Genomic DNA, 25,641 nt, shown 5'->3' on the forward strand with positions numbered 1-25,641 from the left:
CCCGGCTCACGCTTCTCGAAAACTGCGAAACGCGCCCGGCGGCAGCCGGCCCATCAGGGTGAGACAGCCGGGGACGAGCTCCCACGGGAGCCTCCCCGGCACCTGCACCATCGCGCGCACGCGGCGCCGGTACGCCGACGGCGGCACGCCGATCCGCTGCGCGAACAGCGCGCTGAAGCTGCCGAGGCTGGAGAACCCGACCTCCATGCACACGTCGGTCACCGAGTGATGTCCAGCCGCCAGGAGCTGCTTGGCCAGATCAAGGCGCCACCGGATGCGGTACTGGTGCGGGGTCACGCCGAACACCGCCTCGAACTGCCGGATGAAGTGGTAGGGTGAGATCGCCACCTCCCGCGCCACGTCCTCGATCGAGAGCCTCGACTCGCGGACCTCGGAGAGCAGGTCCCGCGCCCGGCAGAGGTTCCTGAGCGCGTCATGTCCGAGCAGCATCGCCGGCGACCAGGATAGAGCGTGGCGGCGGCGGGCTCAAGCGACCCCGCCGGAGGGGCGCGCGAGGCGGGGCCGGGGAAGACGAGGAACCAGGCCGACCGGGCCGCGCGCGCCACAGAGCGAGTGTCGGCCTTGGCCGAAATTGCAGCTTCATTGTCTTTTGGGACAGACGCGCCGTCTGGTACCCACTGGCGACGCGGCCGCGGGCCGTCTGCGGGCTCGGGCGCTGCGCCGCCGTGACGGCGCTTCGTGATGTCCCGAGCCAGGCCCAAGCAAACCCGGGAGGAGCCAATGAATGCGATCGAGCTACCCGAGATTCTGGACAGCAACCTTTGCGCCGAGGCGACCGAGCACGCCAGGGCCGTCAGCGCCCCGTTCCTCTTCAACCATGTGGCGCGCACGTACGTCTTCGGCGACGCGCTGGGGCGGCTCCGGGGGCTGTCGTACGACCGTGAGCTGCTCTATCTGGCGTGTGTGTTCCACGACCTGGGCCTCACCGACTCGGCCCCCGTCGAGACGCGCTTCGAGGTCGAGGGGGCCGACGCGGCGAGGGCTTTCCTGGCCGCGCGCGGGGTCGGCGCGGGCGAGCAGGAGATCGTCTGGGACGCGATCGCCCTGCACACCACCGTGGTGATACCCCAGCGAAAGCGCCCCGAGATCGCCCTCTGCCAGATGGGCGCGGCCATCGACGTCGGTTACGCGCCCCGGACGCTCCTGCCCGATGGGCTCGTCGGGGAGGCGCTCGGGCGCTATCCGCGGCTCGGCTTCAAGGAGGCGATGACCTCCGCGCTCTGCGGGCTGCTCCGCCGAAACGAGGCGGCGGCCACCTCGTCGGTCGTGGCCGACGTCGGCGAGCGCAGGCTCGACGGGTTTCGACCCATCCACTTCTGCGACGTCATCGCGGGCGCGGCGTTCAACGAGTAGCGAGTAGCGGCAGGAGGAGCTCGGAGAGCTTCAGAGGGCGAACAAAGAATCGACGAAGGAGCGGATCGCGGCGTCGAGGCGGCGATCAGCCTCTGACCTCTTCGTCCCCGTCTCCTGGAGGCGGAGGGCGCTCGCCCGCGGCGACCTGAAGCTCGCGGACGATCGAGAGGAGCGCTGGACAGCAGAAGCGCTCGACAACGGAGCCGTCGGGCGCGAGCTCGAAGCTCGGCGGGTCGCCGTGCACCGGGCAAGCCACTTCGGCGTACCTGGACTCGAGATCCCTCAGGACGCTCTCGTCGACCTCGCTGACCTCGCCATTCGCAGCCGCCCCTTCGTTCCCGTGAGTCGCCATGCGGCGCACGGTAGCAGGAACGGCGCCGCGCCTCTCGCGGTGCCCGGGACCCAGGCGACCTCTGCCATCGATGCAGGGACGCCAGCGCCCACCGGCCTCGACCACCGAGGCGCCGCGACCAGAGCGGCTGCCCGAAATCAAGAGGACAAAATAGCAGCGCCGCCGGGCGCCTCGGGGGGTTAGGCGGAGGCCGCCGGCGGAGCTGGTCCAGGACTAAGCATTCTCCGTACCAGGTACACCCTTCGGAAAATCCCCTACTTATGTCTCGGGCGCCGATCGGGCGGGTTTCGATTCTGCGAGGAGCCGGCTTGCACGGTTGCAGGATCGCGACGTCGCTCGCCCTCTTCCGTGACCGCCCCGTCGCCGGCTAGCGTCGGCGACATGAACCGCCTGCGCACGACCCCCGCCGTCACCCTGGCGCTGCCGCTCCTCGCGGCGTGCAGCGCCCCCGCGTCGAGGCCGCTGGACAAGCCGGCCGCGTCCCCGGTCGCCGCGACCTCGCCCCACGCCGCGCCGGAGGCGCCCCCCGGACCGGGGCGGCTTCGTTATCCGGCGACCGCGAAGCGGCCCGTGGCGAGCGAGTACCATGGCACCCGGGTCGTCGATGACTACCAGTGGCTGGAGGACGCGAGCTCCCCCGAGGTGGAGCGCTGGGTCGCCGAGCAGAACCAGCTCTCGCGCGCCTACCTCGACGCCGTGCCGGCGCGCGGCGCCATCCGGGCGCGCGTGCAGGAGATCCTGTCGGCGACCTCCGCGAACCACTACGCGCTCGACGAGGCCGGCGGGCGGATCTTCGCGCTCAAGAACCAGCCGCCGAAGCAGCAGCCTTTCCTCGTCGTCCTGAGCGCCGTGAACGACCCCGCCTCCGCGCGGACCCTCGTCGATCCAGAGGTCATCGACCCGAAAGGGCACACGACCATCGACTGGTTCGTCCCTTCGCGCGACGGCAAGAAGGTGGCTGTCTCCCTGTCCGAAGGCGGCACCGAGAGCGGCACCGTGCGCGTCTACGACGTGGCGACAGGCAAGGAGACGGGCGACACCGTCCCTTACGCGAACAGCGGCACCGCGGGCGGCAGCCTGGCGTGGACCGGCGACGGCAAGGGGTTCTACTACACCAGGCACCCTCGGCCCGGGGAGCGCCCGCGAGAGGACATGGGCTTCTTTCAGCAGATCTACTTCCACAAGCTCGGTACGCCGGACAAGGACGACAAGTACGCGCTCGGCAAGGAATTCCCCCGCATCGCCGAGGTGGAGCTCACGACGAGCGAGAGCGGCAAGCTCGTGCTCGCCAGCGTGCAGAACGGGGATGGAGGCGAGTACTGGCACTATCTCCTCGACGCTTCGGGCAAGTGGACGCGCTTTGCCGACCTGCCTGACAAGGTCATCCGGGTCGTGTTCGGCGCCGACGACCGGCTCTACCTCCTGTCGCGCAAGGACGCGCCGCGCGGCAAGGTGCTGCGCCTCTCGCCGGGCAAGCTGGACCTCGCCAGGGCGGAGCTCGTCGTGCCCGAGAGCGAGGCGGTGATCCAGGACTTCTTGCCCACGACAGGGCGGCTCTACGTCCGCGATCTGCTCGGCGGCCCGTCGCAGGTCCGCGTCTTCGATCTGAAGGGCAAGGCGCTCGGGACGGTGCCGATCCCGCAGGTCTCCTCGGTGCGGCAGCTCGTGCGTATGCAGGGCGACGACATGCTCTTTCGCGGCGTGAGCTACACCGAGCCGGGGGCCTGGTTCGCGTACTCGGCCAGGGACGGCAAGGTGACGAAGACGCCGCTCGCGATGACGGCCCCTGTCTCCTATGCCGACGTGGAGGTCGCCCGGGAGGCGTGCACATCGAAGGATGGGACCAAGGTTCCCATCAACATCCTGCGCCGGAAGGGCACACCCCTCGACGGGACCGCGCCGGCGCTCCTCACGGGATACGGCGGCTACGGGACGAGCATGGCTCCCGGGTTCAACCCGCTCTGGCGGCTGTGGTTCGACCAGGGGGGCGTGGTCGCGATCGCCAACCTGCGCGGCGGCGGCGAGTTCGGGGAGGCGTGGCACCGCGGCGGCAACCTCACGAGGAAGCAGAACGTCTTCGACGACTTCGCGGCGTGCGCGCAGCACCTCGTCGACGAGCGGATCACGAGCCCACAGCGCCTCGCCATCCTCGGCGGCTCGAACGGCGGTCTGCTGATGGGAGCGCAGCTCACGCAGCACCCGGAGATGGTCAAGGCGGTGGTGTCGCACGTCGGCATCTACGACATGCTCCGGGTGGAGCTCACGCCGAACGGGGCGTTCAACGTCACCGAGTTCGGCACGGTGAAGGATCCCGAGCAGTTCAAGGCGCTCTATGCCTACTCGCCGTATCACCACGTCAAGGAGGGCACCGCGTATCCGGCGATCCTGTTCCTGACCGGCGCGAACGACCCGCGGGTGGATCCATGGCACTCGCGGAAGATGGCGGCGCGGCTGCAGGCGGCCTCGTCGGGCTCGGCGCCCATCCTGCTCCGGGCGAGCGGCTCGACGGGCCACGGGGCCGGGACGCCGCTCTCGGAGGAGATCGAGCAGCAAGCCGACGTGTTCGCGTTCCTCTTCAAGGAGCTCGGCCTCGGCGCCCCGCCGGCCAAGGGGGACGCGGCGCCCCGGTGATGAAAGGTGATGGAACGGCCGCGGCCGCCCCCGCCCGGGGCGCGGCCGCGGTTCGCTCGCTGCGCGTCTCCCTCTACCAGCTGGTGAAGTAGGCCCACGCCTCGTTTCCGGCGGAGGCCTGGAAGCAGTATCCGCCGTTCCGCTTCGCGGGCAGGGTGATGTTGCCGCCGTTGCACGTCACGCTCGTGCCGTTGACAGCGAACGTCCGGCCGCCCGCGAAGTTGCCGCAGTTGGCGCCGCTCAGGCTCGCCGTGGTCTCGAAGCAGCGCGCGCCGGTGCCGAGGTTGCCCGAGCTGTAGCTCGCGCTCGAGTACACGGTGGGCCCCGTGCACAGGCTGCTGCACGGCGCCGTCCCGGTGCTGGGCTGGCAGACGCCGGCCACGCAGCTCTGGCTCGTGCAGTCCGCGCCGGTGACGCACGCCTTGCCGTTCGCGCAGTCGGCCGTGCACGTGCCGCCGCAGTCGACGTCCGTCTCGGTGCCGTTCTTGACGCCGTCGGTGCAGGTCGGCGCGGTGCCGCCGTTGATCACGCTCACGCCGAGGCCCTGGAGCCACGTCGTCACCGGGTAGCGCGCCGCGGTGTCGAGCCGCGTATGCCAGTTGGTCTGCGAGGGAGCCGGGCCGCTCCAGCCGGACGGGAACGTGTAATAGGCGTTGACGCCCACGACCACGAGGTCGGTCGCGCTCTGGCGATAGAGCGGGCCGCCCGAGTCGCCGGGGCACAGGCTGGCGTAGCTCGTGCTGCTGGCGTAGCCCGGCGTGAGCACGTACGCCGCCGCGACGTCGATGATGTCCTGGCCGGAGACGTAGGAGCCGGGGTGATTCAGGATCGAGGAGGCCGACGCGGTGAGCTCCTGGAGCTTGAAGAGACCGCCGCCCGAGCCGCTCGGGTCCTCGCAGCCGTAGCCGGTCGCCACGACGGGATCCCCCACCGCGACCGGCGCCCCGTCCACCACGGCCGCCGGGATCGTCGGCGAGAGCTCGTTGACGACGACGAGCGCGAGGTCGGGCGTGTGCCCCGGGTTCAGGACGTTGACCGCGCAATCGGTCGCTCCCCCCGCCAGCGCGGCGGCGCAGTCCGCGAGCCACTGCGGGTGGATGTACGTCTGCTCGATCGTCAGCTCGACGTAGGGCCAAATCGGGGGCGTGTTGGTGGCGCTGACCCAGTAGGAGCCGCCTGGCCCGTAGCTCGGGGACACGGTGGCGTTGTACTCGTCATCCACGCAGTGAGCGGCGGTGAGGAAGTGGCGCGGTCCGACCTTCGCCGCGGTGCATCCCGGGCCGAGGACCGTCGACGGATACTCCGATTCGAGCGCCGGTCGTCCCCCGATCAGCGCGTCATCCGCCGCGCCGATCTCCTCGGAGGTCTCGTCGTAGCCCTCCACGCTGCAGGCGACCAAGCATAATGAGAGCAAAGCATATACAGGTGCGCGCACTGGTTGCTTCTCCTGTCGCCCCGAGCGTCTCGACGCTTCGCGCCCCCCGCGTCGTATCGGTGCGACGGGGAGTGTTTATGGCGACGGTTGGCGCCCTTCCAACTCGAATGCATCATGGACCTCATGCAAGGCGTGCATACCGTCGCCAGATCGCCACGACCGCGTCGCAGGAGCCAGGGGCCGGAGGCCAACCGAAGGAGCGCCGCCCGTGCCCCCGCAGTTCGCCGCGCCGGCCATGGCGCCCCGGCGCCTCCACGGCCGCGATCCAGGGTCAGGCGGGGCGCGCCGTCCGCTCACGGCGGTGATTTATGAACCGATTAAGTTTTCTGCTCGCGCGCCGGCCTTGCGCTGCACGGGACGCGGCGCGGCCTGAACCTCACCTGCCCGCCGTTCTCCATCGGGTTGACGGCGCCGTAGCCGGACGAGCGCTCACCGCCTGCGGGAGGGAGCCTCTCCAGGGGGCAGCGCCGCCGGCCGATGCGCCGCTCCCCGTTCGCCTCGCTCGGGCGCGCGCGCCGCGACCGCCGCGCTCCGCTGCGCCGCCCCGCGGCGCGCGGCGAGGGCCCGGGTCAGCCCCTCGGCCAGCGTCGCCGCGGTGTCGAGGCCGCCGAGGTCGACGCCGAGCTCGACGAGCGTCTGCGCCAGCGCGGGCGAGACGCCCACCAGGGTGCAGGACGCGCCGAGGAGCCGCGCTGCGGACGCCGCCCCGACGAGCTGCGCGGCGGCCCGGGCGTCGAGCGCCGGCACGCCGGTGATGTCGAGCAGCACCTGCGCCGCCTGCTGCGCGGCGATCGCCTCGAGCAGGCGCTCGAGGAGCGCGCTGGCCCGCGCGTCGTCGATCATGCCCACGATGGGGAGGCAGAGCACGCCGTCCGCGACGCGGATCACCGGGACGCTCATCGCCTGGATCGCGTCCCGCTGCGCCGCGATCACCCGCACCGTCTCTTCGAGCTCCCGGTTCCGCGCCTCGAGCGACGCCTGGAGCGCCCGCTGCTCCTCGATCAGGGCCTCGTATTTGTGCTGGATATCGGCCGCCTCCGGGACGGCGAACTGGAACAGCACGCCCTCGAAGCCGTCCCGTGCGTCGGGCACCGGCACGCCGAAGGAGCAGACCCACACCGCTCCGCCCGCCTTGCCCGTGAGGTCATCGACGAGATCGGTGTCGTAGCTGATCGGCGGGATCGCGACCTCCTCGCCGCGAAAGAACCGCTCGACGTGCGGCATGATGCCGTTCTCGACGAGCTGCGGGTCCTCCAGCATGTTGTAGTTCATTTGCAAGAAAGCCTCGGCTGGGGCCCGCCAGAGCGCTTCCCAGCCGGGATTGACGGCGTGGGTCCTGCCGACGGGATGGTGGATCGACACGCTGAAGCAGCGCGCCGCCATCAGCGCGCGCCATCTGCGCGCGTCCGCCCGCAGCGATTCCATTTCCTGCTCCATCGCCTCCAGGCGGCGAACCAGCTGAGCGCGATCGTCGTCCCCCTCGTATCCCATATGCCCGAGTGTTCTCCGAGCGGCGCCGCGCTGTCCAGCGCCGCATCGGGCGAGCGGGCGAGCGCTGCGCAGCCGGCGACAGCGAGGGCAGGTTCCTGTTGCTCGATCGCCGCCTCGTCCAGGGGCTCACCGCGAGCGGTGAACATCGGACCGGTCGTGGCGGAACCGTGCTGTCGTCGGAAGATGAAGGAGGACCGATAGGTACGTGAGCGTGCGCCCCGCGGCGCCTCGCCTGCTGATCAGCCCTTCTCCGGCGAGGGGACGGCTGGCGAGGGCGCCATCGGTCTTTGCCAGCTTCGAGGAGCACATGAAGGCGATCGTGGCCACGGAATACGGCCCACCGGACGTTCTTCAGCTCGGAGAGGTCGATATTCCTCCCGTCTTCATCTAGAGATCTCCGGGCAGACGACACCGTCTCCCCGGACGGTTCACCTCGTGGAGAACGAACGATGACGACCCCCCGAGAGATCCTCGACTTCTACACGCGCCCTGCGGCGATGACGTCCGGCGGCGCGCACGCGCCCAGGTTCGACGAGCTGCCGGGCGACGTGGCCTCGCTCGTGCGCGTCGTGCAGGGCCTCTTGCTGCACCTGCACTGGGCGCAGGCCTATGGCGTGGAGCTCTCGGACGAGCGTCGCGGCGAGTCCCACCTCCGCCCGACGGACCGGACGCTGGATCGCCTCCTCGCCGACGAGCCCCTGCGGGACGACCAGCTCGCGCTGTTCGACCGGCTCGCCGCGATCACCCGAGCGCCCGACGCGCGCTTCGCCGAGCTGCGCCAGCTCTACGAGGGCGACGAGCGCCTGCGGGTGCCGGCGGTCGTCTTCAACGCCGTCCTCAACCGTCAGGATTCGCTATGAGTCGTTCGGCTCGCTGAGGCGTACTTTGGTACGCCTCACTCGCCTGCATGGCGGCTGAACCCATAGTGCACCAACCTGCACCCCGCTATGGGTCGAGCCTCGCCGCCGGGCACCTCGTAGGGGCGCGCCGCGCTCGGGCTACCCGTGGCGGCTCGGAAAATCTCCCACGGCGGCCTCGCGCGCCCTGACAGCGCTCCGGAAGGCGGCGTAGCTCCAGCTCAGATCGCTCACGCTGCACTCATACCCGTTGTCGCGATCGAACTGCTCGCTCAGCTGGAGGCGATCGGAGTGGTAGATCACCGCCTCGAGCATCCTGTCGCCCGCGTCGATCAGCTTCGCCGCGATGTCCGGATCGGCGGGATCGCTCACGCCCACCTGCGCGAAGAACTTCTGCGTCGTGGCGTTCACGACCACGGCGCCGGGCGAGCTCTTGATCTTCGCCGCGAGCATGAAGTAGAGCTCCGCGAAGTTGCACGTCGTGAGCGCCCACGGGTGACCGGCGTCCGGACCAGCATCCGACTGGTTGCCGTCGTACGTATCCTCCGGGTACCGCCCGATCATCGGCCCCCTGCTCCGAGGCAGCGCCCGATCGGCGTCGTTGATGCGGTACCGCAGGTCGCCCTGGACGAACGCCTCGCGCACCAGCGCAGCCGTCGAGAGCAGCACCGGGTCCGCGCAGCTCGTGGATCCGTAGACGACCGACATGACGACATCCACGTTGAGCGTCGCTCCCCTCCCATCGCTGGGTTTGCCGTTCGGCCCGGTGATGGACGCGTAGTACGGCTGCCCGTCGTAGGTGCCCTGGTGCGTCGCCATCTGGCTGCCCAGCCACTCTGCCGCCGCCCACATGTCGTTGGTGTACGGAGAGAGCCCGAGCTCGTCGGCGCGGCCGATCAGCGAGAGGAACGCCTTCCGCTGCACGGAGCGGGCATAGAAGCTGAACCCGGCCGTCTCCTCCCAGAGGTTGTGCGTCTGCTCCTTGTACGCCGAGAGGAGGTACCGGGTGTCCTTCTCGATGATGGACCTGGCCGTGGCGAGCGCCTGCAGCGACAGCCGATCCTCGATGGCGAGGAGCGACAGGATGCGGTGCGCCGGGCCATCCGTCTGCGAGGTCCAGTTGTCGCGCACGGTGCCGTCGATGTGGAAGCACGCCAGCGCGAACCTGCTCGCTCGCTCGGCGTTCTCCTGGCACAGCGCCGAGAACATCGTGTAATCCTCGCAGATGTTCCGCGCCATGAAGACCGGGTTGTCGAGCGCCTCCGGAATGCAGATGGCCGCGTCCCGGATCCAGTGGTGCACATAGTCCTGGTCGGTCTGACCCCTGTCGTCCGGCAGGGACGGGGACGCGAGCACGCACCCCTTGACGGACTGCATCGCGCCCTTGCTGAAGACCCAGGTCCCCGTCGCGAAGTTCCGCAGGAGGAGCACCTGCATGTACTTGCTGATCGCGTCGAACGATACGGACGAGACGTCGACGCTCGTGCTCAGGTAGTTGAATGAGCTGGCCATGAAACCCCCTCTCTCGTGGTTTGTTCGTTTATAGCGGGGTGCCGATCCGCGCGCTAGGCGTACGGCGGTCGCGCACCGCGTCACCCGGCCATGGGAGCGTCACGGCGTTGTCGTCTGGTCTCCGCTGAGCATCGCGCTCCGCGAAGAGGCCCCGGCCGTCCGCCGCGCTGTGCGCGTTCGCCGGGCCGCCGCGGGCGACGCCGATCCCCGGATGTTCGCCGTTGCGAACAATCCGCCCCGCCGTGCACAGTGGGCGCATGGTCGACCCGCTCTTCGACGATCTGCCCGCCCTGCTGTGCTTCGCGCGCGTCGTGGAGCGCCGCTCGTTCACCGCGGCCGCGGCGGAGCTCGGGGTGTCGAAGTCGATGGTGAGCACCCGGGTCGCGCGCCTGGAGGAGCGCCTCGGCGAGCGCCTGCTCGTGCGCACCACGCGCAAGCTCACCGTCACGGACGCCGGCATGAACCTCTATTCGCGCTGCGCGCGCGTGCTCGAGGAGGCCGCCGCCGCGGTGCGGGGCGCGTCCGACGCCGACCGGGGCCGCATCCGGCTCAACGCGCCGGTCAGCTTCGCGCAGATGTACCTGGCGGAGCCGCTCGCGCGGTTCCTCCGGGCGAGCCCGGGCGCGCACGTTGAGCTCATGCTGAACGACCGGCTCGTCGACCTGGTGGAGGAGCGCGTCGACCTGGCCATCCGGATCACGAAGCTCAAGGACTCGAGCCTCGTCGCGCGCCAGCTCGCCACGACGGCGCTGCACGTGGTCGGCGCGCCCGGCTACCTCGAGCGGCGGGGGCGGCCCGAGCAGCCGGGGGATCTCCTGCGCCACGACTGCCTGCGCTACCTCCACCTGCGCGTCGAGGACGAGTGGCGCTTCTACGGGGCCGGCGGGCGCATCTCCGTCCCCGTCTCCGGCCCGCTGACGGCGAGCAACGGGACGGCGCTCCGCGAGGCGGCCGTGTCCGGGATCGGCCTCGCGGTGCTGCCGCGCTTCATGGTCGACGAGGACCTCGCGGCCGGGCGGCTGGTCACGCTGCTCGACGCGTTCGCGCCCCGGCCCATGGGCATCTACGCGGTGCACGCGGCCGGCCGGCGCCCGCCCGCGCGGGTGCGGCGGCTCGTCGAGCACCTGGCGGCTGCGTTCCGCGGGATCTCGTGGGCGTAGCGGCAGATCGTTCTCCTCGGAGAACAATTCGTTCCCGGGCGCGCTCTACCGTGGCGCGGCGCCAGGGCTTACTCATCGGGTCATGGAGGCATCACCCATGAACCGTGTCGACACGATCCTCTCCGTTCCCCGCTCGGCCGAGCTGGCCGCGCTGACGTTGCGCCTCGGGCTGGGCGCCGTGTTCCTGGCGCACGCGCTCGCCAAGCCGCTCGTGTACACGCTGCCGGGCACCGTCGCGTTCTTCGCGGCGAGCGGCTTTCCGGGCTGGACGGCGTATCCGGTGTTTCTCGCCGAGCTGCTCGGCGGCGCGGCGCTCCTCGCCGGGCTCAGGACGCGCCTGGTCTCGCTCTTGCTCCTGCCGGTGATGATCGGCGCGTTGCTCGTGCACCTGCCGAACGGCTGGATGTTCGCCGGCCAGGGGGGCGGCTGGGAGTACGTCGCCTTCCTGATGATCGCGCTCGGCGCGCAGGCCCTGCTCGGCGACGGCGCGTTCGCCGCGAGCCGGCTGCAGCGCAGCTAGCGCCTCGCCGCGCACGGTCGAGGAGGGCCGCGCGAACTGCGCGGCCGCTCGCGCCGCGTCACGGCAAGTTGGCGTCCATCCAGGCGAGTCGGGCCCGCAGGAAGTCGCGCATGCCCTGCAGCTGCCCCTCCCACGTCGGCGCGGTGGGGCCGCCGAGGAATCCCTCGCTCGACTCGATGACGTCCGACACCGGCCACTTGGCGAAGTCGCGGACGACGGCCTGCGAGAGCGGCGCGCTCAGCCTGTTCATGCGCTGCTCGATCGCGGCCTCGGACAGGTGCGTCTGGCGAAGCGCCGTGTAGCGCGCCTTCACCTGCGCCATGAAGCTCGGATCCGCGGTGAGCTTCCGATACCAGTTGTTGACGTTTCTCGTGCCGCTGAAGCGCCAGCCGGTGTCGTCGCCCGATTGCGGCGTCGCGCTCTGGGCGCCCACGCCGCCGAGCGCGAAGTTGTAATCCCACAGCGGGCCGGCCTTGAGCTTCTGATCGCGATCCTTGAAGTAATAGGCGCTCCGCACGTAAGCGTCCACGTTCAGCGTCAGCTCGCTGATGATCAGGTAGTCGATGAACGACGGCACGTCGATGTACGACGAGTAATCGCCGATCGGCGTCTGATGGACGCTGTCGTGGAACTGCTGGATGTACTGCGTCAGCCAGGTCTTCTGCTCGTCGTTCAGGGGATCGGGATCCACGACCTCGAGATCGATCCAGCACGTGCCGCCCTCGTCGGGGCGGGGGCCGCCGAACCCGCCGAACGACGGGAGCGGATCCGACCCGGTGCAGGCGAGCTTCGGCTCCTCGGCGGCCGCCTGGTCGAACTTGAAGATGTAGCCGCCGCTGATGTCCGGCAGTCCCCGGTCCGTCTCCTTGAGCTCCTTGAGATCGGTGCGGACCTTGTTGTTCTTGATGGTCTCCGAGACCCAGTAGATGCCCTGGTAATCCGCCTCGCCGATGGCGCGCGCGTCGTAGTTCAGATAGACCTCGGCGAACTCGACGCGCGGCGCCTGGAGGCCCATGTCGCGGCCGAGGGTGAACGTGAACGGATTACGGATCAACGTGCGGTCGTAGTAGGGCGGGATCAGCGCCCAGTCCGAGTCGGCGGGCATGCCCAGCACCGGGTAGTCGAGGTCCTTGTCGTCGTTGCCCCACAGCTCGAGCTTGTACGGCGTTTGCGGGAAGTTCTGCGACGATTGACCGCGCACGTGATACCCGCCGCGCATCGCCATCGTGGGCAGCGAGGCGATCGACGCCACGCCGTCGACCGGCTCCCAGATCATCACCGCCGCGTCGAAGTAGACCTCCTTGTCGGTCGGCTTGCCCATGCCGTAACCGTCCACGATCACGATGGGAATATCGGACGTCGCGTCGATCGTGCGCGCGATGTAGAGGCCGGTGCTCACCGCGCCGGTCGCGGCGCCTCCCACGAACGCCTGCGCGCGGACCTGCGTCGTGGCGGTGAGGGTCACGGGCTCGCCCGTGTACAACGTGGAGGACGCTGTCGGCAGCAGCCCGTCCAGCGTGTAGCGGATCTCGGCCCCCTCGATCGCCGAGGACATCCCCACCTGGATCTGATCCCTGAATGTCTGGCTGGGCGTGGAGAACGACACATCCCCGATCAGGGACGGGGGCGGCGCCGCGTTGCCGTCGCCGTTGCCGTCGCCAGCCGGTGCCTGGCCGCAAGCGACGCTCAGAGAGATCAGGGCGAGCGAGATGGAACGGTGAAACCGGGCAAAGCGCCCTCGTTTGACCATGGTATGATTTTCCACTTCGACCTCATTCAGAGTTCAAGGATCCTCCATTCTACTGACACACAGGGCTGCCGCGCTATCCGTTTCGGGCGCGCGCACCGTTTGCACCCCTGCGCCGTGATTGCGCCTGGGCCGGCGCGGGGCAGCGCCGGAGGGCATCGTGCTCGGGCCGTGCCTGCCGGCGTTCCTCTCGCCGAACGTGCTGCGGGTCCTGCAGCAGCGCTACGATCTCCGGCTGACCGGCAGGGCGCCGTCGAGGGACCTGCTGCAGCTCCACAGGGCGCCCGCGAGCGCCTGAGCGCGGGCGCGCCGGCGGCGCGCCCGCCGTCTGCTGGCTCAGTGCGATGTCGTGTACTTGAACTCGAGGATCGCCCCCGGGTTGTCCAGGACCGTCGTGACGCCGCCGGTCGGTCCGCTCGTGTTCCCCGTGGTGTCCGTGATGATGTAGAAGGTCTTGCGATCCGGGCTCATCGCGAGATCGCGGTACCGGTTCGTGGTCTGGAAGAGGACGGTGGGCTCGCCCTCCACGGACTTCCCGTTCGGGCTCAGCTTCACCTGGTACACAGCGCCCTTCTTGAGGGAGGTCATCAGCAGAGAGTGCCCCCACCCGCGGATGCCGTGCCCGGCAGGGTAGTAGTGGAGCGAGGAGGGCGCGATCGTCGGCCAGCAGATGTACTGGCTGAACCCGCACGCCCAGTCGAAGAAGACGTAGTCGTTGGGGACGGTGTAGAAGGTGAGGAGCGGCTCCTTGAAGTCCGGATGGCTGAAGGCGCTCTCCAGCTGCCGCGGCACGGACGGGGGAGGCGCGAAGTCGCTCCAGGAGAGCTCGTTGCACGGCGTCGGGCTCGAGGCCGACCAGTTGTCGTACGTGTACGCCTGGTCGTCCTTGTAGCCGGCGACGTACGGCCAGCCATAGTTCTTGCCCGCCTGGATGAGGTTCAGCTCGTCGTCGCTCTTCGGCCCGTGCTCGTTCGCGTAGAGCTTGTCGCCCCGGCCGAACGTGAGGCCCTGCGCGTTGCGATGGCCGTATGAGTAGATATGGCTGCGGACCCCGTCGATCTTCGGGTTGTCCTTCGGGATCGAGCCATCGACGTTCAAGCGCAGGATCTTGCCGACGTATTTCGACCAGTCGTGCGCCGCGACCTCGGCCGCCGTGGGCAGCTCCTGCGCGCGGTTCGGGTTGCACATCCTGGCGAACTGATTGTTCCCCTGATCCCCGATGGTGTAATAGAGCTTCCCATCGGGGCCGAACAGGAGCCGCGCGGAGTTGTGATCGTCGCTCCCCGGCAGGCCCGTGATGACGTCGACAGGGCTCCCGAGGGTCTCGGTCGCCCGGTTGTACGTGTAGCGGCGGATCTTCGTCCTGCGGTCCACCGCCGGATCTGCCGCGACGTTGTAGGTGAAGGACACGTACACGTAGTCCTTCCCTTTGTGCTTGAGCAGATCCGGGTGCAGCGCCAGGGCCAGCAGCCCGTCCTGACCTCCCGACTGGAACGCCTCCGGGATGGTGATAGCGGTCTTCTGAAGGCCGTCCTCCGGCCTCACGCGCACGACCCGCTTCGCGGTGCGCTCGGTCAGCCACAGGTAGCCGTCCGGCCCCCAGACGATCCGCATCGGAAACGAGAGATCCCGTACGATCTCGCGCGAGGTGAACGTCGGCTCCTCGCCGGAGCACGCCTCGTCGCCATCGCCGAGATCCTCGGTATCACCGGCCTCGTCGGCCTCCTCGGTGACGATGGCCTGAGCATCGGATTCGAGCGGTTCGTCCACGTGACCCGCCTGGTCACATCCGGTGAGGCTCCACGAAGCCGTGGTAAGCAAACCAACTTGAGCCAGAACGACAGCCAGGTTGCGTGAGATAAAGGGCGACATAGGACCACCTCCCTGTCTTGTTCAAGGGATTTCAAATATCGGTGCTGACCAGATCCCACCGCGCCACGGCGTGGCGGACGCGTTGGGCAAATTTCGGCGTGCAACCGGGGATCGCATGAGATCCGGTAGTGCCCTCCCCGATTAGAGTAAGGTCTTTACTATAGCAAATCTGGAGCTCGTCTGCACTGACAACGTTGATTTGCGATACTGGTGGACGACATTGTGCGCGGACGAGCCACTGTGTCGTTCCTGGCGCAGACATGGCTGCACCGGTCGGCTCGAAGCCCCAGCGCGAAGCGCGACCTGCGTTGCGGCGAGCCTCGGGGCGATCCTCCGTTGACAGCGCGTGGCGCCGCGGAGGTGCTCTTGCGAGACGAAGACGGGGACTGGTCAGTTTCGGACAGGGAGGCGGGGAGGCAGGGAGAAAGAAACTCAGTAAATCTCCCCGCCTCCCGGTCTCCCTGTGATCGTTCTCGGGCAAAGTCGACCACCACCCGGAGACGAGCCTCCGGGGCGCCGAGGAGCGAGCCCTTCTCGCTCTCTTGGCGTCGCCTGCGCCTCGGCGGCTTTCGTGTCTGGGTCGCTGTGCCAGGGCGGCCGAACGCCGCAGCGCGGCCGCGCTCGCGATGACGCGTGCCGTGCGACGCTCGAAGGAGCGCTGGATGTCGGTGGGGTTACTTCGCCGGCGCCTGCTCTGCGGTCACGCTGAGCTTCTCGATCGAGCGCGGGGTCCCGAAGCCGGGCCCGCCGAGCGCGGTTTCGATCTTCAGATACTCACCCTGATGCCCGGAGGAGCGCGCGGCGTCGAGGAGGACGTCATTGCGGTAGAGCGTCACGACCAGCCCCGCGACGACCGACAGCGCGAGCGTCAGGCGCTGCGCCCGGCCCGTTTCGCGCGCGCGGGGCGCCGCGTAGGGCGACTCGTTGAACAACTCCGGCTCCCGCGCCTCCGGCATCCACGGCGGCGAGGTGGGCCGAGACGCCGCGAGCATCGCCGCGGGCGGCGCCTGCACCTCGGTCCGCGTCACGAGGTTGGGCGAGCTGTCGTCCAGCGCTCCCAGCGGCATCGTGTCGCCCAGCGACATCGGGGCGCCGAGCGGCATCGTGGAGGACATGTTCGACGCCACCGGCGTCGGATGGTCGGAGTCCATGTTCCGCCGCGCAGGGGCGCGCGGGGGCGGGGGAGGCGGGCCCCGACGCGCCGTGCTCGGCGGAGGACCCTGGACCTGCGCCGGCTCGGGCGGCGTCGGCTCGATTCCCGCCACGACGCCGAGCGGCTGCCAGGCGGCCATCCCAGGGCGCCATATCTTCGTCGTCTCGTCGATCACATCGAGACGGAACAGGTCGTCGAGCTTGTCCAACGTCAGCACCTTGATGTCGTCAGGCGCGATCGCGACATGCCAGAGACTCTCGCGATCATCGGTTGCCGGGACGGGCGGCGCCGGGCGCCTGGCCGGAAGGGGCGGCGGTTTCATACAAAGTCCTCCCTTGCGCCCACGAGGATGCCACGGCGCGCGCGCACCGTACACACCGACATGAGCCTCCGCGTGCTTTCGAGACGGTGCGGATTTTTGCAATGAGTGAGGTGTGAGCTGTAACGCTGTGACCCGTGGCGCTGGCGGGATCCTCGCCATGCCGGTATTCTCGCCGGCGATGGCGGCGGAGCATGGAGGCAGTCATGAACATCGCGGATGAGGCGATCGGGGCCGGCAACAGCGCTGGATCGTCCAGCTTCCGACGCTGGATGCGCGTGATGCCGGCGCTCCTCCTCGTCGCGGCCGCGGCGTTCGTGGCGGCATATTACGTCCCGCTCCACCGCGCTCACGTGCTCTTGCTGGAGGAGCAGCGGAAGTCGAACCAGAGGGGCAAAGAGCTCGAACAGACGCTGAGCCAGGTGCGCGGGGAGCTCCAGGCGAAGACGGCGCAGATCGAGAAGAGCGAGGCGGAGCGGCAGCAGACCGAGGCCGCGAAGAAATCGGGCGTCGATCGGGTCGAGCAGATCAAGGCGGAGCTCGCGGGGAAGCTCGACAAGCACGTCAAGAAAGGGGTCGCGGCGGTCGCGGTCGCGGAGGGACAGGCGTTCGTCGCGCTCTCGGAGAGCGCGGTGTTCCTCCCCAACACGGTCGACGTGAGCCCGCAGGGGCAAGCCCTCCTGTGCCAGGTGTCGGGGGCGCTGTCCGCGAGCGGCGGCGGCCAGGCGCCGCTGCGCGTCGGCGCGGTCAGCGGTCCTCCGGCCTCGGTCCCTGCGCCCTTGCAGGCCGCCTATCCCACGCCGTGGGAGCTCTCGGCGGTCCGGGCGGCGACCGTCACGCAGACCCTTCAGGACAAATGCTCGGTGGCAGGGGCCCGGCTGTCGGCGGTCGGGCACGCCGAGCACGACCCCGCGGCCGCCGCGCTCGGGGAGACGAAGCTGCCTCCGGGGCGCGTCGAGATCTCCGTCGCGCTGCCGGGGGCCTCCCCCGCGGCGAAGTGACGGTCGCGGGGGCGCTCGACCTGCGCGTCGTCACGCGCCCCCCAGGCTGGCCGCGATGATCCGGCGCAGCTCCTCCTCGACGAACCGCTGCTTCGACAGCACCGCCCGCACGCCGAGCCCGCGCAGCGCGGCCTCGCTCTGCTCCTGCGCCGCCGTCGTCAGCACGACGACCGGCACCCGGGCGAGCCCGGGCGAGCGCCTGAGCTCCGCCACCAGCTCCAGGCCGCTCATGTAGGGCATCTCCAGGTCGGTCAGCACCACGTCGGGCGGCGCCGCCCGCGCCCGCGCGAGGCCCTCCCGCCCGTCGCTCGCCTCCTCGACGCGCAAGCCGAGCGACCGCAGGATGCCGCAGAGCAGCTCCCGCGCGACGGGCGCGTCCTCCACGACCAGCGCGAGCGGCTCCCGCTTCTGCTCGGCGGCGGCGGCGAAGGGCGCCTCCCGCGGCGCCTGCCGGGCGCACGCGAACAGCCGCTCCACGTCGAGGAGCAGCATCGCCTCGCCGTCCGCGGTCGGCGCCACCGCGCGCACGAGCGGCGAGGTGACGGGCATCTCTTCGGAGCGCACGAGCGCGACCAGCCGGGGGTTCTCGTAGCCGCCGACGCTCACCGCGAAGAGGCCCGCGGCGTGGTGCAGCACGAGCGCCGCGTCCCCGGGCTCGGGCTGGCCTCCGTCGCCGAGCACCGCCCCGAGCGCGTACAGCGGCACGAGCTCGGCGCCGGCGCCGCTGGTCAGGCGCACGCGCGGCCCGTCGGGGGTGTGCAGGAGCTCCTCGTCCTCCAGCAGCACGACCGAGTGCACGGCGTGCGTCGGCACCGCGCACCGGAAGCGCCCGCTGGAGATGGGGACGACCTCCTCGCCGTGCAGGTTCTTTGGCACCACGAGCAGGATGGTCGTGCCGAGCCCGGGCTTCGAGTCGACCCGTACCTGCCCGCCCAGCGCGCCGATCTCGCGCGCAACGATGTCGAGCCCGACGCCCCGGCCCGAGATCGCGCCGACGCTGCGGCTCGTCGTGAGCCCGTGCGCGAACAGGTACGGGATGAGCTCGGCGTCGTCGAGGGACCAGGCGCCCGGGACCGAGGGCGCGAGCACCTCGCGCAGGCGGGCGAAGTCGACCCCGCCGCCGTCGTCCTTCACCTCGATCCGCACGGCGGCGTCGGTCTGGATCACGGTCACCGCCACCGTCCCGCGCGCGGGCTTGCCGCGGCGCGCCCGGACGTCCGCCGGCTCGATCCCGTGGTCGATGGCGTTGCGCACGAGGTGCAGCAGCGCCGGCTCGAGGCGGCGCTCCACGGCCGCGTCGAGCAGCCCGGTCCCCTCGACCCGCGCCTCGACGTCCTTGCCCAGCATGCGCGCGGCGCTCCGGGCGGCGAGCGACACCTGGTTCAGCAGGCGCTCGGTGCGCACGACCGACGCCCTCCGGACCACCTCGTCGAGCTCGCCGAGCGCGCGCCCCGCCGCGAACTCGTTGCTGGACCAGTCCGCCCGGACGGCGCCCAGGAGGCGCTCGATCTCGGCGCCATAGCCGAGCGTCTTCGCGATGCGCTCCGCAAAGCGGTCCGGCGCGCCCCGGGGGTCGATCTCGACGAGCAGCGCGCGGAGCATGCGCTGGGACTCGCGGAGCCGCCGCTGGATGACCTCCCGCTCGCCGTGGAGCCGCTGGAGCTCCTGCAAGAGCGCCCCGACGGCCTCGACGTCGAGGGCCGCGCGGGCGGTCGGCTGGGCGGGGTCGGGCGGCGCGTCGGGCGGGTCCAGCCGCGGCGGCAGGACGCTCTCGTGCACGGACTCAGGCGGCGGCACGAGCGGCGGCGCGAGCTCGCCGGCGGGCGGGCCGCTGCCGCCGAGCTCCGCGCGCGCCGCGCGGAGGGTCTCCTTCACGATCTCGAGCTCTGGCGCGGCGTCGTCGCGGGGGCTCGCCGACAGGAGCCCCAGCCCCTCCAGCGCGCCGAGGAGGCTGTCGCCGGTGAGCTGCGTGGGGCGCGCGCCGCCCCGCACCGCGTCGATGACGTCCTCCGCCAGCTCGGCCAGGTCGCCGCACGCGGCGAGCTCGAGCATGTGCGCCTCGCCCTTCAGCGTGTGCAGGAGCCGGCGCAGCACCTGCAGGTTGCCGCTCTGGCCCTGCTCGTAGCCGAGCCACAGGTCGGTCGCCTGGGCCACGCGGTCCGGCATGGTCCGGTGGAACGCGGCGACGAGATCAGCCCGGCTCCTCATCCGCGTCCGCCTCCGCGCTTTCGGGCTTGCCGGCCCTTGTCCCCAGCGGCTTGACCCGGAAGGCCTTCGCCGTCGTCTTGAGCACGTGCGACAGCTGGAGCAGCGACTCGGCCGAGCGCGTCGCGGCCACGCTGCTCGTCAGCGCGTCGTTCACCGCCCCGACGATGTCGACGATCGCCGTCTTGACCCGCGCCGTCCCCTCGCGCTGGTGGTCCACCGCGTCCGAGATCTGCGCGGCGGCCGCGGCCGTGTCGCGGGCCAGCTTGATCCCGTCCTCGGTCGCGAGCACGGACGCGTGGGAGGCCGCGTGCATGTTCGCCACGAGCTTCCGGATGTCGCGCACCGAGTCCATGACGTGCTCGGACAGGCGGCGCATCTCGGCGGCCACGAGCGAGAACCCGCGCCCCACCTCGCCGGCCTTCGTGCCCTCGAGCGCGGCGTTGAGCGCGAGCAGGTCCGACTTGTCGGCGATGCTCTGGATCAAGGACAGGATCTCGCCGATGCGGTCCGAGTGGGAGCTGACGAGGCGCGTCTGCTCCGCGGTGTGCTGGACGCTGACGAGGCTCCGCTGCGCCATCTCGTGCACGGTCGCCGCGTCCTTCGCGATGTGATCCGCGCTGGCGGTCAGGGCCTCGACGGTCCGCCGGATCTCCTCGAGCGCCGCGTTCTGCTGGCTCGCGCTCGTCTCCTGCTCGCGCACCGACGAGAACATGCCGGCGGCGGCCGACGCGACCTCCGCCGAGGTGTTGCCGATCCGCGAGGCGAGCTCCTGGAGGCTCGTCACCATGGAGCGGAACGCGGCGAAGAGCTCCCCGTCGCCGGTGATCTTGCACGTGAAGTCGCCGCCGGCGACCCGCGCGGCCGTCTCCTGGAGCTCGCGCAGCTGGGTGTTCATCCGCTCGAACGCGCTGGCCATGTCCCCGAGCTCGTCGTCGGAGATCCTGAGGGACAGCCGGGCCGACACGTCGCCGCGGGCGATCCGGTCCGCCGCCTCCTTGATGTGCGCCATCGAGCGCGTCATGCGCGCCGAGATGACCCAGGCGAGGCCCAGGCCGAGCAGCGCGATCCCCGCCGATTGCAGAGCGATGGTCTTGCGCGCGTCGGCGCGGCGCTCGGCGATCCGGTCGCTGCGCAGCCCGACGGCCAGCGTCCCGAGCTGGCGATCGCCGTTCCGCGACCGGATCGGGGCTTCGCTGACGACGACGCCGGCGTCGCCCCGGCCCCGCGCGCCCTCGGGCGCCTGCGCTGCGCCGATCGCGGCGATGCGCTGCCCCCTCGCGTCGTAGACGGACACCCAGCTCACAAGGGGATCGGTCATCGCGGTGCGCAGGGTGTCCGGGAAGGTCTCCGGCGGCTGCTCGAGGTCCATGGCCACGCCGATGGGCTCCTTCAGCATGGTGGCGAGGATCCCGGCGCGCTCGCGCAGCTCGGCCTCGCTCGCCCGCGCGGCGTGCTCGGGGATCAGCCACAGATCCAGCGCCGACAGCACGATGGCCACCAACGCGACGAGGGCGGCGATCTTCCAGCGGATAGAGCGAAAGTTGAGCATGGCGGGGGAGGGGCGGCGATGGCGGACGCTGAACGAGAAGCGCTGGCTGAGAGATGGGAGATCGCGAGTCGTGAGCCGTGAGCGGTGAAGTTGCGAGCGGCGATGCGCGGTGTCCGGTGGCGGACGTCGCGAGGGCCTCAGTCGACGATGCGGGCGAGCCGGAGGAGCTGCGGGTCGAAGCGGAGGCCGACGGCGTTGGCGTGCTTCACGTTCAGCAGGAGCTCGGGCTTGGCGCCCGAGAGCCCCACGGCGACGGCGCAGCCGCGCCTCGTGTCGTCGCCGTCGCCGCACACGACGATGCGGACGACGGCTCCCTCGCGCGACGGGATGTCCGGGATGGCCGCGGCGAGCCCGCGCGCCACATAGACCACCTCGGCGCCGGCGGCGCGCAGCGCCTCCTGCAGCTGGGCCCTTCCGCTGTACGTCACGCGCAGGACCGACGCCTGCCGCTTGGCCACGGTCGTCTTCGCGGCCAGCCTGGAGAGCACGGCCGCCATCGCGCTCGCGTCCTCGGCGCTCGCGCCCGACTCCGCCCCGACGACCGCGAGCACGGCCGTGCCCGCGCGGCTCGCGAACCCGCTCTCGTAGCCGATCGATCGCAGGAGGATGGCGCCCCGCAGCTCGTAGGGGACGGAGGCGGCAGAGCGGCTCTCGGTGCTCACGGTCGTGAGGAGCGCCGCGGCCATCAGCATTCGAATCGACGAGATCGGAGATACCATGTTCCGCTGGCGAGCTTCGTAGGAGCGCGGACGGATCCTCGATAAGCGTGGCATCAGGCGACCGCGGACCCCACGTCAACGTTCCTTGGCGGCGAGCCGCTTGACCAGGGCCGGCAGACGATCGAGGTGGCGCTTCGAGAGGACCGCGTCCGCCTGGACCTCCAGCTGCAGCTGTTCGAGCTCCCGCTCGGAGTGTCCGGACATCAGGATGACGCTGAGCTGCCCGAGCCGCTGGTTCTTCCGGAACAGGGTGAGCAGCCGGTCCCCACGGATGGTGGGCATGAAGACGTCGAGGACGACGACGCGCACCTGGTGCCGCACGATGGCCTGCGTCGCCCCGATGGGGGAGGGGAGCGCGAGCACCTGAAAACCGGCAGAGCGCAGCACGCGAGACACCTCTTCTCGGGCGATCTCGCTGTCGTCGATCACGAGCACAGGCGCGTTGGTCGGCGCGGTTGTCGGCGTGCTCGCCGGAGCGCTCGCCGGCGACCGCGACAGCGGGGCGCCGCTCGCCGGGGACGCCTCGACGGCCGAATCGAGCGGCGGTCTGGGTTTGGACGCAGGCGATCGGGAGCTCGGAACGCTCATGGGTTCGACCAGATGGCCTGAGCTTCGCGCGTCGCCGCCGAGGGCCGAGGCGCAGCGTCGGAAGCGTCGACAAGGTGGGCTGCGTCGAGGAAGGTCACCGCTCCCTCGCTGGTGTCGACGACGGCGTTCGGCGCAGGCTCACCGAACACCTCGACCGCGGCGACACACCGCGTCTTGCCGGCGGGCAGTCCCAGGTAGCCGCGCGCAGCGCGGCAGACGACGATGCGGAGCGGGGTAGCCGCCGGCTCCGCGACGGCGGGCGACAGGATCACGATGATCCTCCCCCGGTCCTGGAGGATGCCCATCACCCGGGGGTCGGTGCGCGGCAGCGGCAAGGGGGCGCGCCACGCGATCACCTCTTCGACCTGCTGCGCCCTGAGCGCGAAGGTCACCGCGCCCATGTCGAAGAGCAGGAAATCGACAACGGCCCTCTCGCGCAGGCCCTTGTCCGGGGCGTCGTCGCGCAGATCGTGAACCTGGCTGATTGCTTCGGACAAGGTGTCCTCGATTTACCACAAGGGCAGACGCCGGGGTGGTGCATTCGTATCGGGCTGCACGGTGTCAGGAGATTTCTGACGTCGGTTCTGCTGTCGCTGTCGTGTGTGCTCCTGCGTCTGCCTTCCCGCGCATGCCCCGGCGGCGTCAGTAAGACGCCTCGACCGAGGCGCCCACGTAGGGGCGACCGGTGGTGATGATCAGCCGGTGCGAGGCGTAGGACGGCGGAGGGACCTTGTTGAACGTGAGGTTCTTGCCGAACACGGAGACCCAGACGCGATCGATCGGCGAGAAGGACACAGAGGCGTCGAGGTTGAACGCCGAGCGCGCCGCCAGCCGATCTCTGGGCGGCAGCTCGTCCGTGTCGTGGGCGGGCGCGTCCCTGGAGCCGTGGCTGTTCATGCCAGTCCGGAAGGTCGCGGCGAGCCCGGCGGTGAACCGGCTGGCGCTGTAGCTCAGGTGGCCTTTGACGAGGTGAATGGGGTAGTTGGCCCATGTCTCGCCGTCCCAGTTGGTCAGGATGTTGAGATCGCTCTCGGCGCCGAACGGCTTCGACACGCTGTACCAGAGGTCCCCCGCGAAGCCGCCGCCGAGGTCGCCGATCGCGCCGATCTCGCCGCCGAGGGCGTCGACGTCCGCGGCGCTGTTCGAGAAGCTGCCCCACCAGCCGCCCGCGGACGGGTGCCTGGGGTTGTGGGCCACATGCTCCTCGAAGTCCTCGGGTCGCACCTGATCCCACGACACCCAGCCAAGGGTATTCCTGTAGCGCTCATAGAAGACCGCGACGTCGAGGGCGAGGCGCTCGTCGAGCAGGCCCACGACATAGTCGAGCTCCACGAGGTGGGAGGACTCCGGAACGAGCGAGGGCAGCGGCGCGATGGGCTCGTCCTCGAAGGCGGCGTTGAATTGCTCGAGCCAGTTGAAGTAAGCGGCGTCCGGGAAGCGGAAGCCCTTCTGGTAGGACAGCTTGACGTTCTGCGTGTCGCTGATGGCGTAGGCGGCCGCGACGCGGTAGGAGGGGCTGTTCACCGGCTCGGGCTCGCGCGAGAGGCCCCCGCGGAGGTTCAGCTCTCCAAACTCGGTGTGATCGAAGCGCAGGCCCGCGGAGACGGTGAGATCGTGGAAGGTGGCCGTGCTCTCGCCGAAGGCGGCGAGCTCGGTCCACGAGAAGCTCTCCGGGGACTCGAAGGCGGTCCCGTAGAGCCGTCCCCAGCGGGATCTCTGGCCGCTGAAGCGCTTGTGGCTCGCCGACGCGCCGATGGCGATCTGGCTGTTCGGCAGCGCCGTCGTCTTGTAGACCGCCTTGATGTCCCGGTGCTCCTCGCCGAGGCCCCCGACCGGCAGGAGCCCTCCGCCCGGGACCGGATTGGACGCCTTCGCCATCTCGTCTGCGACCCAGTCGGCCGGGACGAGGGCCGTCTCGAAGGCCGAGAAGGTCGGGACCAGCTCGATCTTGTGCTGCTCGGACAGGTGGACGTGGATCTCCGGCGTGACGGCGAACGTCCTCTGCCGCACATGGCCAGTGTTGCTGTCGGACCACTGGCCCGCGAGCTGCTCGCGGGTCATGGCCCTGTTCGGGGCGTTGCCCATCATCGACGTCTGCGCGTAGTCGAGCCGAAGATCGACGCTGACGGGGCTGCGCTCGGAGCCGTAGCGGAGGCGGCCGAAGCCCTTGTAGCTCGGCTCGCCGAGGGCGTTGACGCGCGTGTGGTGCAGGAAGGGAGACGTCGTGACGCCGGCGTAGCCCTTGCCATACAGCTCCGCCGTGTTCGGCCGGGGCGCCTGGGGCAGCTCTCCTTCGTTGTCGGCGTGGCCGAAGTAGAGGAAGAGATCGGCGTTGTGCTTCTCGCTGAGCAGGCCGCCGTAGCTGGCCTCCAGGGTGCGCGTGTCGCCGGAGGCATACGACGCCTTGCCCCAGAGCCCGGGGCGGGTGATCCCCGTCGGCCTGAGGACGTTGACGAAGCCGCTGATCGCGCCGGAGCCGTGGACGATGGCGCCGGGGCCGAGGATCACCTCGACCCGCTCGATGTCTCCGGTGAGGGGCACGGCCAGCGTGCTCCCGATGGCGCCGAAATGGGCGCGCATGTTCGTGTTCACGCCGTCGACCATGACGAGCGTCTTGGCGTTGTTGTCGATGAGCACGCCGCGCACGCCGATGAGGCGCGAGGTGCGCTCGTGCTCGCCGATCAGGACGCCGGGCTGGTGGGCTTGCAAGAGGTCGTCGAGGGAGCGCACGGCATAGAGCTTCAGCGTGCGCGCATCGTAGAGTCTCGCCTGACCGGTCGACGTCTTGCTCTCGGTCTCGAAGAAGCCAGTCGACGAGACCTTCACGTTGAGCAGCTCCTCGAGATCGAGCGAGAGGAACTGCCCCTGACCGCCGTCATCGCCGCTCGCCAGCGCCTCGCTCCCCGGGCTCTGCGCCCAGGCGGAGCCCGCCGCCCCGAGAGGGCACAGCAGCGAGCAGAGGAGCAAAGCCGACTTGCGCATGGATTTCCCCACGTTCGAGCGCCGGGCAGGGCGCACACGACCGGGGCGAGCCGGCGTGCCGATGGCCCGAGGTCCTGGAGCACGCCAGGATCGCCGACCATGGCTGTGCGCGACGGCGCCGGCGGGCGCGCGCTGCCCGGTCTCCCCCCACGAATCTGCGACGGAATTGTT

General features: G+C 70.3%; 22 protein-coding genes. 8 read left to right on the forward strand and 14 right to left on the reverse strand.

The features are described 5' to 3' along the window. Positions 1-6: 6 nt before the first annotated feature. The gene (locus WMF19_RS04190) at positions 7-450 is read right to left on the reverse strand and encodes a helix-turn-helix transcriptional regulator (RefSeq protein ID WP_437897896.1); all 444 of its coding nucleotides are present in this window, start codon (positions 448-450) and stop codon (positions 7-9) included. 291 nt (positions 451-741) lie between these two features. Between WMF19_RS04190 and WMF19_RS04195 the strand changes: the two genes are divergently transcribed. Continuing rightward, entirely contained in the window at positions 742-1,374 is a 633-nt protein-coding gene (locus WMF19_RS04195; RefSeq protein ID WP_437897897.1) for an HD domain-containing protein, read from the forward strand. 85 nt (positions 1,375-1,459) lie between these two features. Here the strand turns inward: WMF19_RS04195 and WMF19_RS04200 are convergent, their stop codons facing one another. Beyond that, positions 1,460-1,726 (reverse strand): hypothetical protein, encoded by a 267-nt coding sequence (locus tag WMF19_RS04200; protein ID WP_437897898.1) that lies wholly within the window; start codon positions 1,724-1,726, stop codon positions 1,460-1,462. A 381-nt stretch (positions 1,727-2,107) separates the two neighbouring features. On the opposite strand from WMF19_RS04200, the gene WMF19_RS04205 reads away from it, so the two are divergent. Next, positions 2,108-4,357, forward strand: coding sequence for a prolyl oligopeptidase family serine peptidase (locus WMF19_RS04205; RefSeq protein WP_437897899.1), 2,250 nt, complete (start codon positions 2,108-2,110; stop codon positions 4,355-4,357). 73 nt (positions 4,358-4,430) lie between these two features. Here the strand turns inward: WMF19_RS04205 and WMF19_RS04210 are convergent, their stop codons facing one another. Beyond that, positions 4,431-5,756: a trypsin-like serine protease gene (locus WMF19_RS04210; protein ID WP_437897900.1), complete on the reverse strand. Its 1,326-nt coding sequence runs from the start codon at positions 5,754-5,756 to the stop codon at positions 4,431-4,433. 465 nt (positions 5,757-6,221) lie between these two features. Continuing rightward, positions 6,222-7,217 carry an STAS domain-containing protein gene (locus WMF19_RS04215; RefSeq protein ID WP_437327581.1) on the reverse strand — a complete coding sequence of 332 codons (996 nt, stop codon included), beginning with the start codon at positions 7,215-7,217 and terminating at the stop codon, positions 6,222-6,224. 271 nt (positions 7,218-7,488) lie between these two features. On the opposite strand from WMF19_RS04215, the gene WMF19_RS04220 reads away from it, so the two are divergent. Then, the gene (locus WMF19_RS04220) at positions 7,489-7,674 is read left to right on the forward strand and encodes a hypothetical protein (protein ID WP_437897901.1); all 186 of its coding nucleotides are present in this window, start codon (positions 7,489-7,491) and stop codon (positions 7,672-7,674) included. A 58-nt stretch (positions 7,675-7,732) separates the two neighbouring features. Beyond that, entirely contained in the window at positions 7,733-8,143 is a 411-nt protein-coding gene (locus WMF19_RS04225; protein WP_437897902.1) for a hypothetical protein, read from the forward strand. 138 nt (positions 8,144-8,281) lie between these two features. Here the strand turns inward: WMF19_RS04225 and WMF19_RS04230 are convergent, their stop codons facing one another. Beyond that, positions 8,282-9,652, reverse strand: coding sequence for a glycoside hydrolase family 15 protein (locus tag WMF19_RS04230; protein WP_272097882.1), 1,371 nt, complete (start codon positions 9,650-9,652; stop codon positions 8,282-8,284). Between the two features lie 257 nt (positions 9,653-9,909). Here WMF19_RS04230 and WMF19_RS04235 point away from each other — a divergent pair, with 257 nt between their 5' ends. After that, positions 9,910-10,812: a LysR family transcriptional regulator gene (locus WMF19_RS04235; RefSeq protein WP_272097883.1), complete on the forward strand. Its 903-nt coding sequence runs from the start codon at positions 9,910-9,912 to the stop codon at positions 10,810-10,812. Between the two features lie 97 nt (positions 10,813-10,909). Further along, a complete protein-coding gene (locus WMF19_RS04240; protein WP_437327585.1) occupies positions 10,910-11,332 on the forward strand; it encodes a DoxX family protein in 423 nt (140 codons plus the stop codon). 58 nt (positions 11,333-11,390) lie between these two features. Here WMF19_RS04240 and WMF19_RS04245 read toward each other — a convergent pair whose 3' ends face one another. Further along, positions 11,391-13,082: a CotH kinase family protein gene (locus tag WMF19_RS04245; protein ID WP_437897903.1), complete on the reverse strand. Its 1,692-nt coding sequence runs from the start codon at positions 13,080-13,082 to the stop codon at positions 11,391-11,393. Between the two features lie 157 nt (positions 13,083-13,239). Here WMF19_RS04245 and WMF19_RS04250 point away from each other — a divergent pair, with 157 nt between their 5' ends. Then, a complete protein-coding gene (locus tag WMF19_RS04250; RefSeq protein WP_437897904.1) occupies positions 13,240-13,377 on the forward strand; it encodes a hypothetical protein in 138 nt (45 codons plus the stop codon). Between the two features lie 38 nt (positions 13,378-13,415). On the opposite strand, the gene WMF19_RS04255 is transcribed toward WMF19_RS04250, so the two are convergent. Both WMF19_RS04255 and WMF19_RS04260 read right to left on the reverse strand, forming a co-directional pair. After that, positions 13,416-14,849, reverse strand: coding sequence for a glucose/sorbosone family PQQ-dependent dehydrogenase (locus WMF19_RS04255; RefSeq protein ID WP_437897905.1), 1,434 nt, complete (start codon positions 14,847-14,849; stop codon positions 13,416-13,418). Positions 14,850-15,625: 776 nt separating this feature from the next. Continuing rightward, the gene (locus WMF19_RS04260; protein WP_437897906.1) at positions 15,626-16,426 is read right to left on the reverse strand and encodes a DUF4339 domain-containing protein; all 801 of its coding nucleotides are present in this window, start codon (positions 16,424-16,426) and stop codon (positions 15,626-15,628) included. 203 nt (positions 16,427-16,629) lie between these two features. Between WMF19_RS04260 and WMF19_RS04265 the strand changes: the two genes are divergently transcribed. Continuing rightward, positions 16,630-17,424, forward strand: a complete 795-nt coding sequence (locus WMF19_RS04265; RefSeq protein ID WP_272097889.1) for a hypothetical protein — start codon at positions 16,630-16,632, stop codon at positions 17,422-17,424. A gap of 30 nt (positions 17,425-17,454) precedes the next feature. Here WMF19_RS04265 and WMF19_RS04270 read toward each other — a convergent pair whose 3' ends face one another. The 6 genes from WMF19_RS04270 to WMF19_RS04295 all read right to left on the reverse strand — a co-directional run bounded on the left by WMF19_RS04270 (position 17,455) and on the right by WMF19_RS04295 (position 25,470). Then, positions 17,455-19,632 carry a hybrid sensor histidine kinase/response regulator gene (locus WMF19_RS04270; RefSeq protein ID WP_437897907.1) on the reverse strand — a complete coding sequence of 726 codons (2,178 nt, stop codon included), beginning with the start codon at positions 19,630-19,632 and terminating at the stop codon, positions 17,455-17,457. Beyond that, positions 19,616-21,181, reverse strand: a complete 1,566-nt coding sequence (locus WMF19_RS04275) for a methyl-accepting chemotaxis protein (protein ID WP_437897908.1) — start codon at positions 21,179-21,181, stop codon at positions 19,616-19,618. Before WMF19_RS04275 ends, WMF19_RS04270 begins: the two co-directional genes overlap by 17 nt. A gap of 137 nt (positions 21,182-21,318) precedes the next feature. Next, on the reverse strand, positions 21,319-21,900 hold the full coding sequence (locus WMF19_RS04280; RefSeq protein WP_437897909.1) for a YfiR family protein: 582 nt from the start codon (positions 21,898-21,900) through the stop codon (positions 21,319-21,321). 75 nt (positions 21,901-21,975) lie between these two features. Further along, positions 21,976-22,488, reverse strand: coding sequence for a response regulator (locus WMF19_RS04285; protein WP_276596890.1), 513 nt, complete (start codon positions 22,486-22,488; stop codon positions 21,976-21,978). Beyond that, positions 22,485-22,985: a chemotaxis protein CheW gene (locus WMF19_RS04290; protein WP_437798961.1), complete on the reverse strand. Its 501-nt coding sequence runs from the start codon at positions 22,983-22,985 to the stop codon at positions 22,485-22,487. Before WMF19_RS04290 ends, WMF19_RS04285 begins: the two co-directional genes overlap by 4 nt. 145 nt (positions 22,986-23,130) lie before the next feature. Beyond that, the gene (locus tag WMF19_RS04295; protein WP_437897910.1) at positions 23,131-25,470 is read right to left on the reverse strand and encodes a TonB-dependent receptor; all 2,340 of its coding nucleotides are present in this window, start codon (positions 25,468-25,470) and stop codon (positions 23,131-23,133) included. Positions 25,471-25,641: the final 171 nt, after the last annotated feature.

It is taken from the genome of Sorangium sp. So ce124 (genome assembly GCF_051525235.1).
Lineage (GTDB): Bacteria > Myxococcota_A > Polyangia > Polyangiales > Polyangiaceae > Sorangium > Sorangium atrum.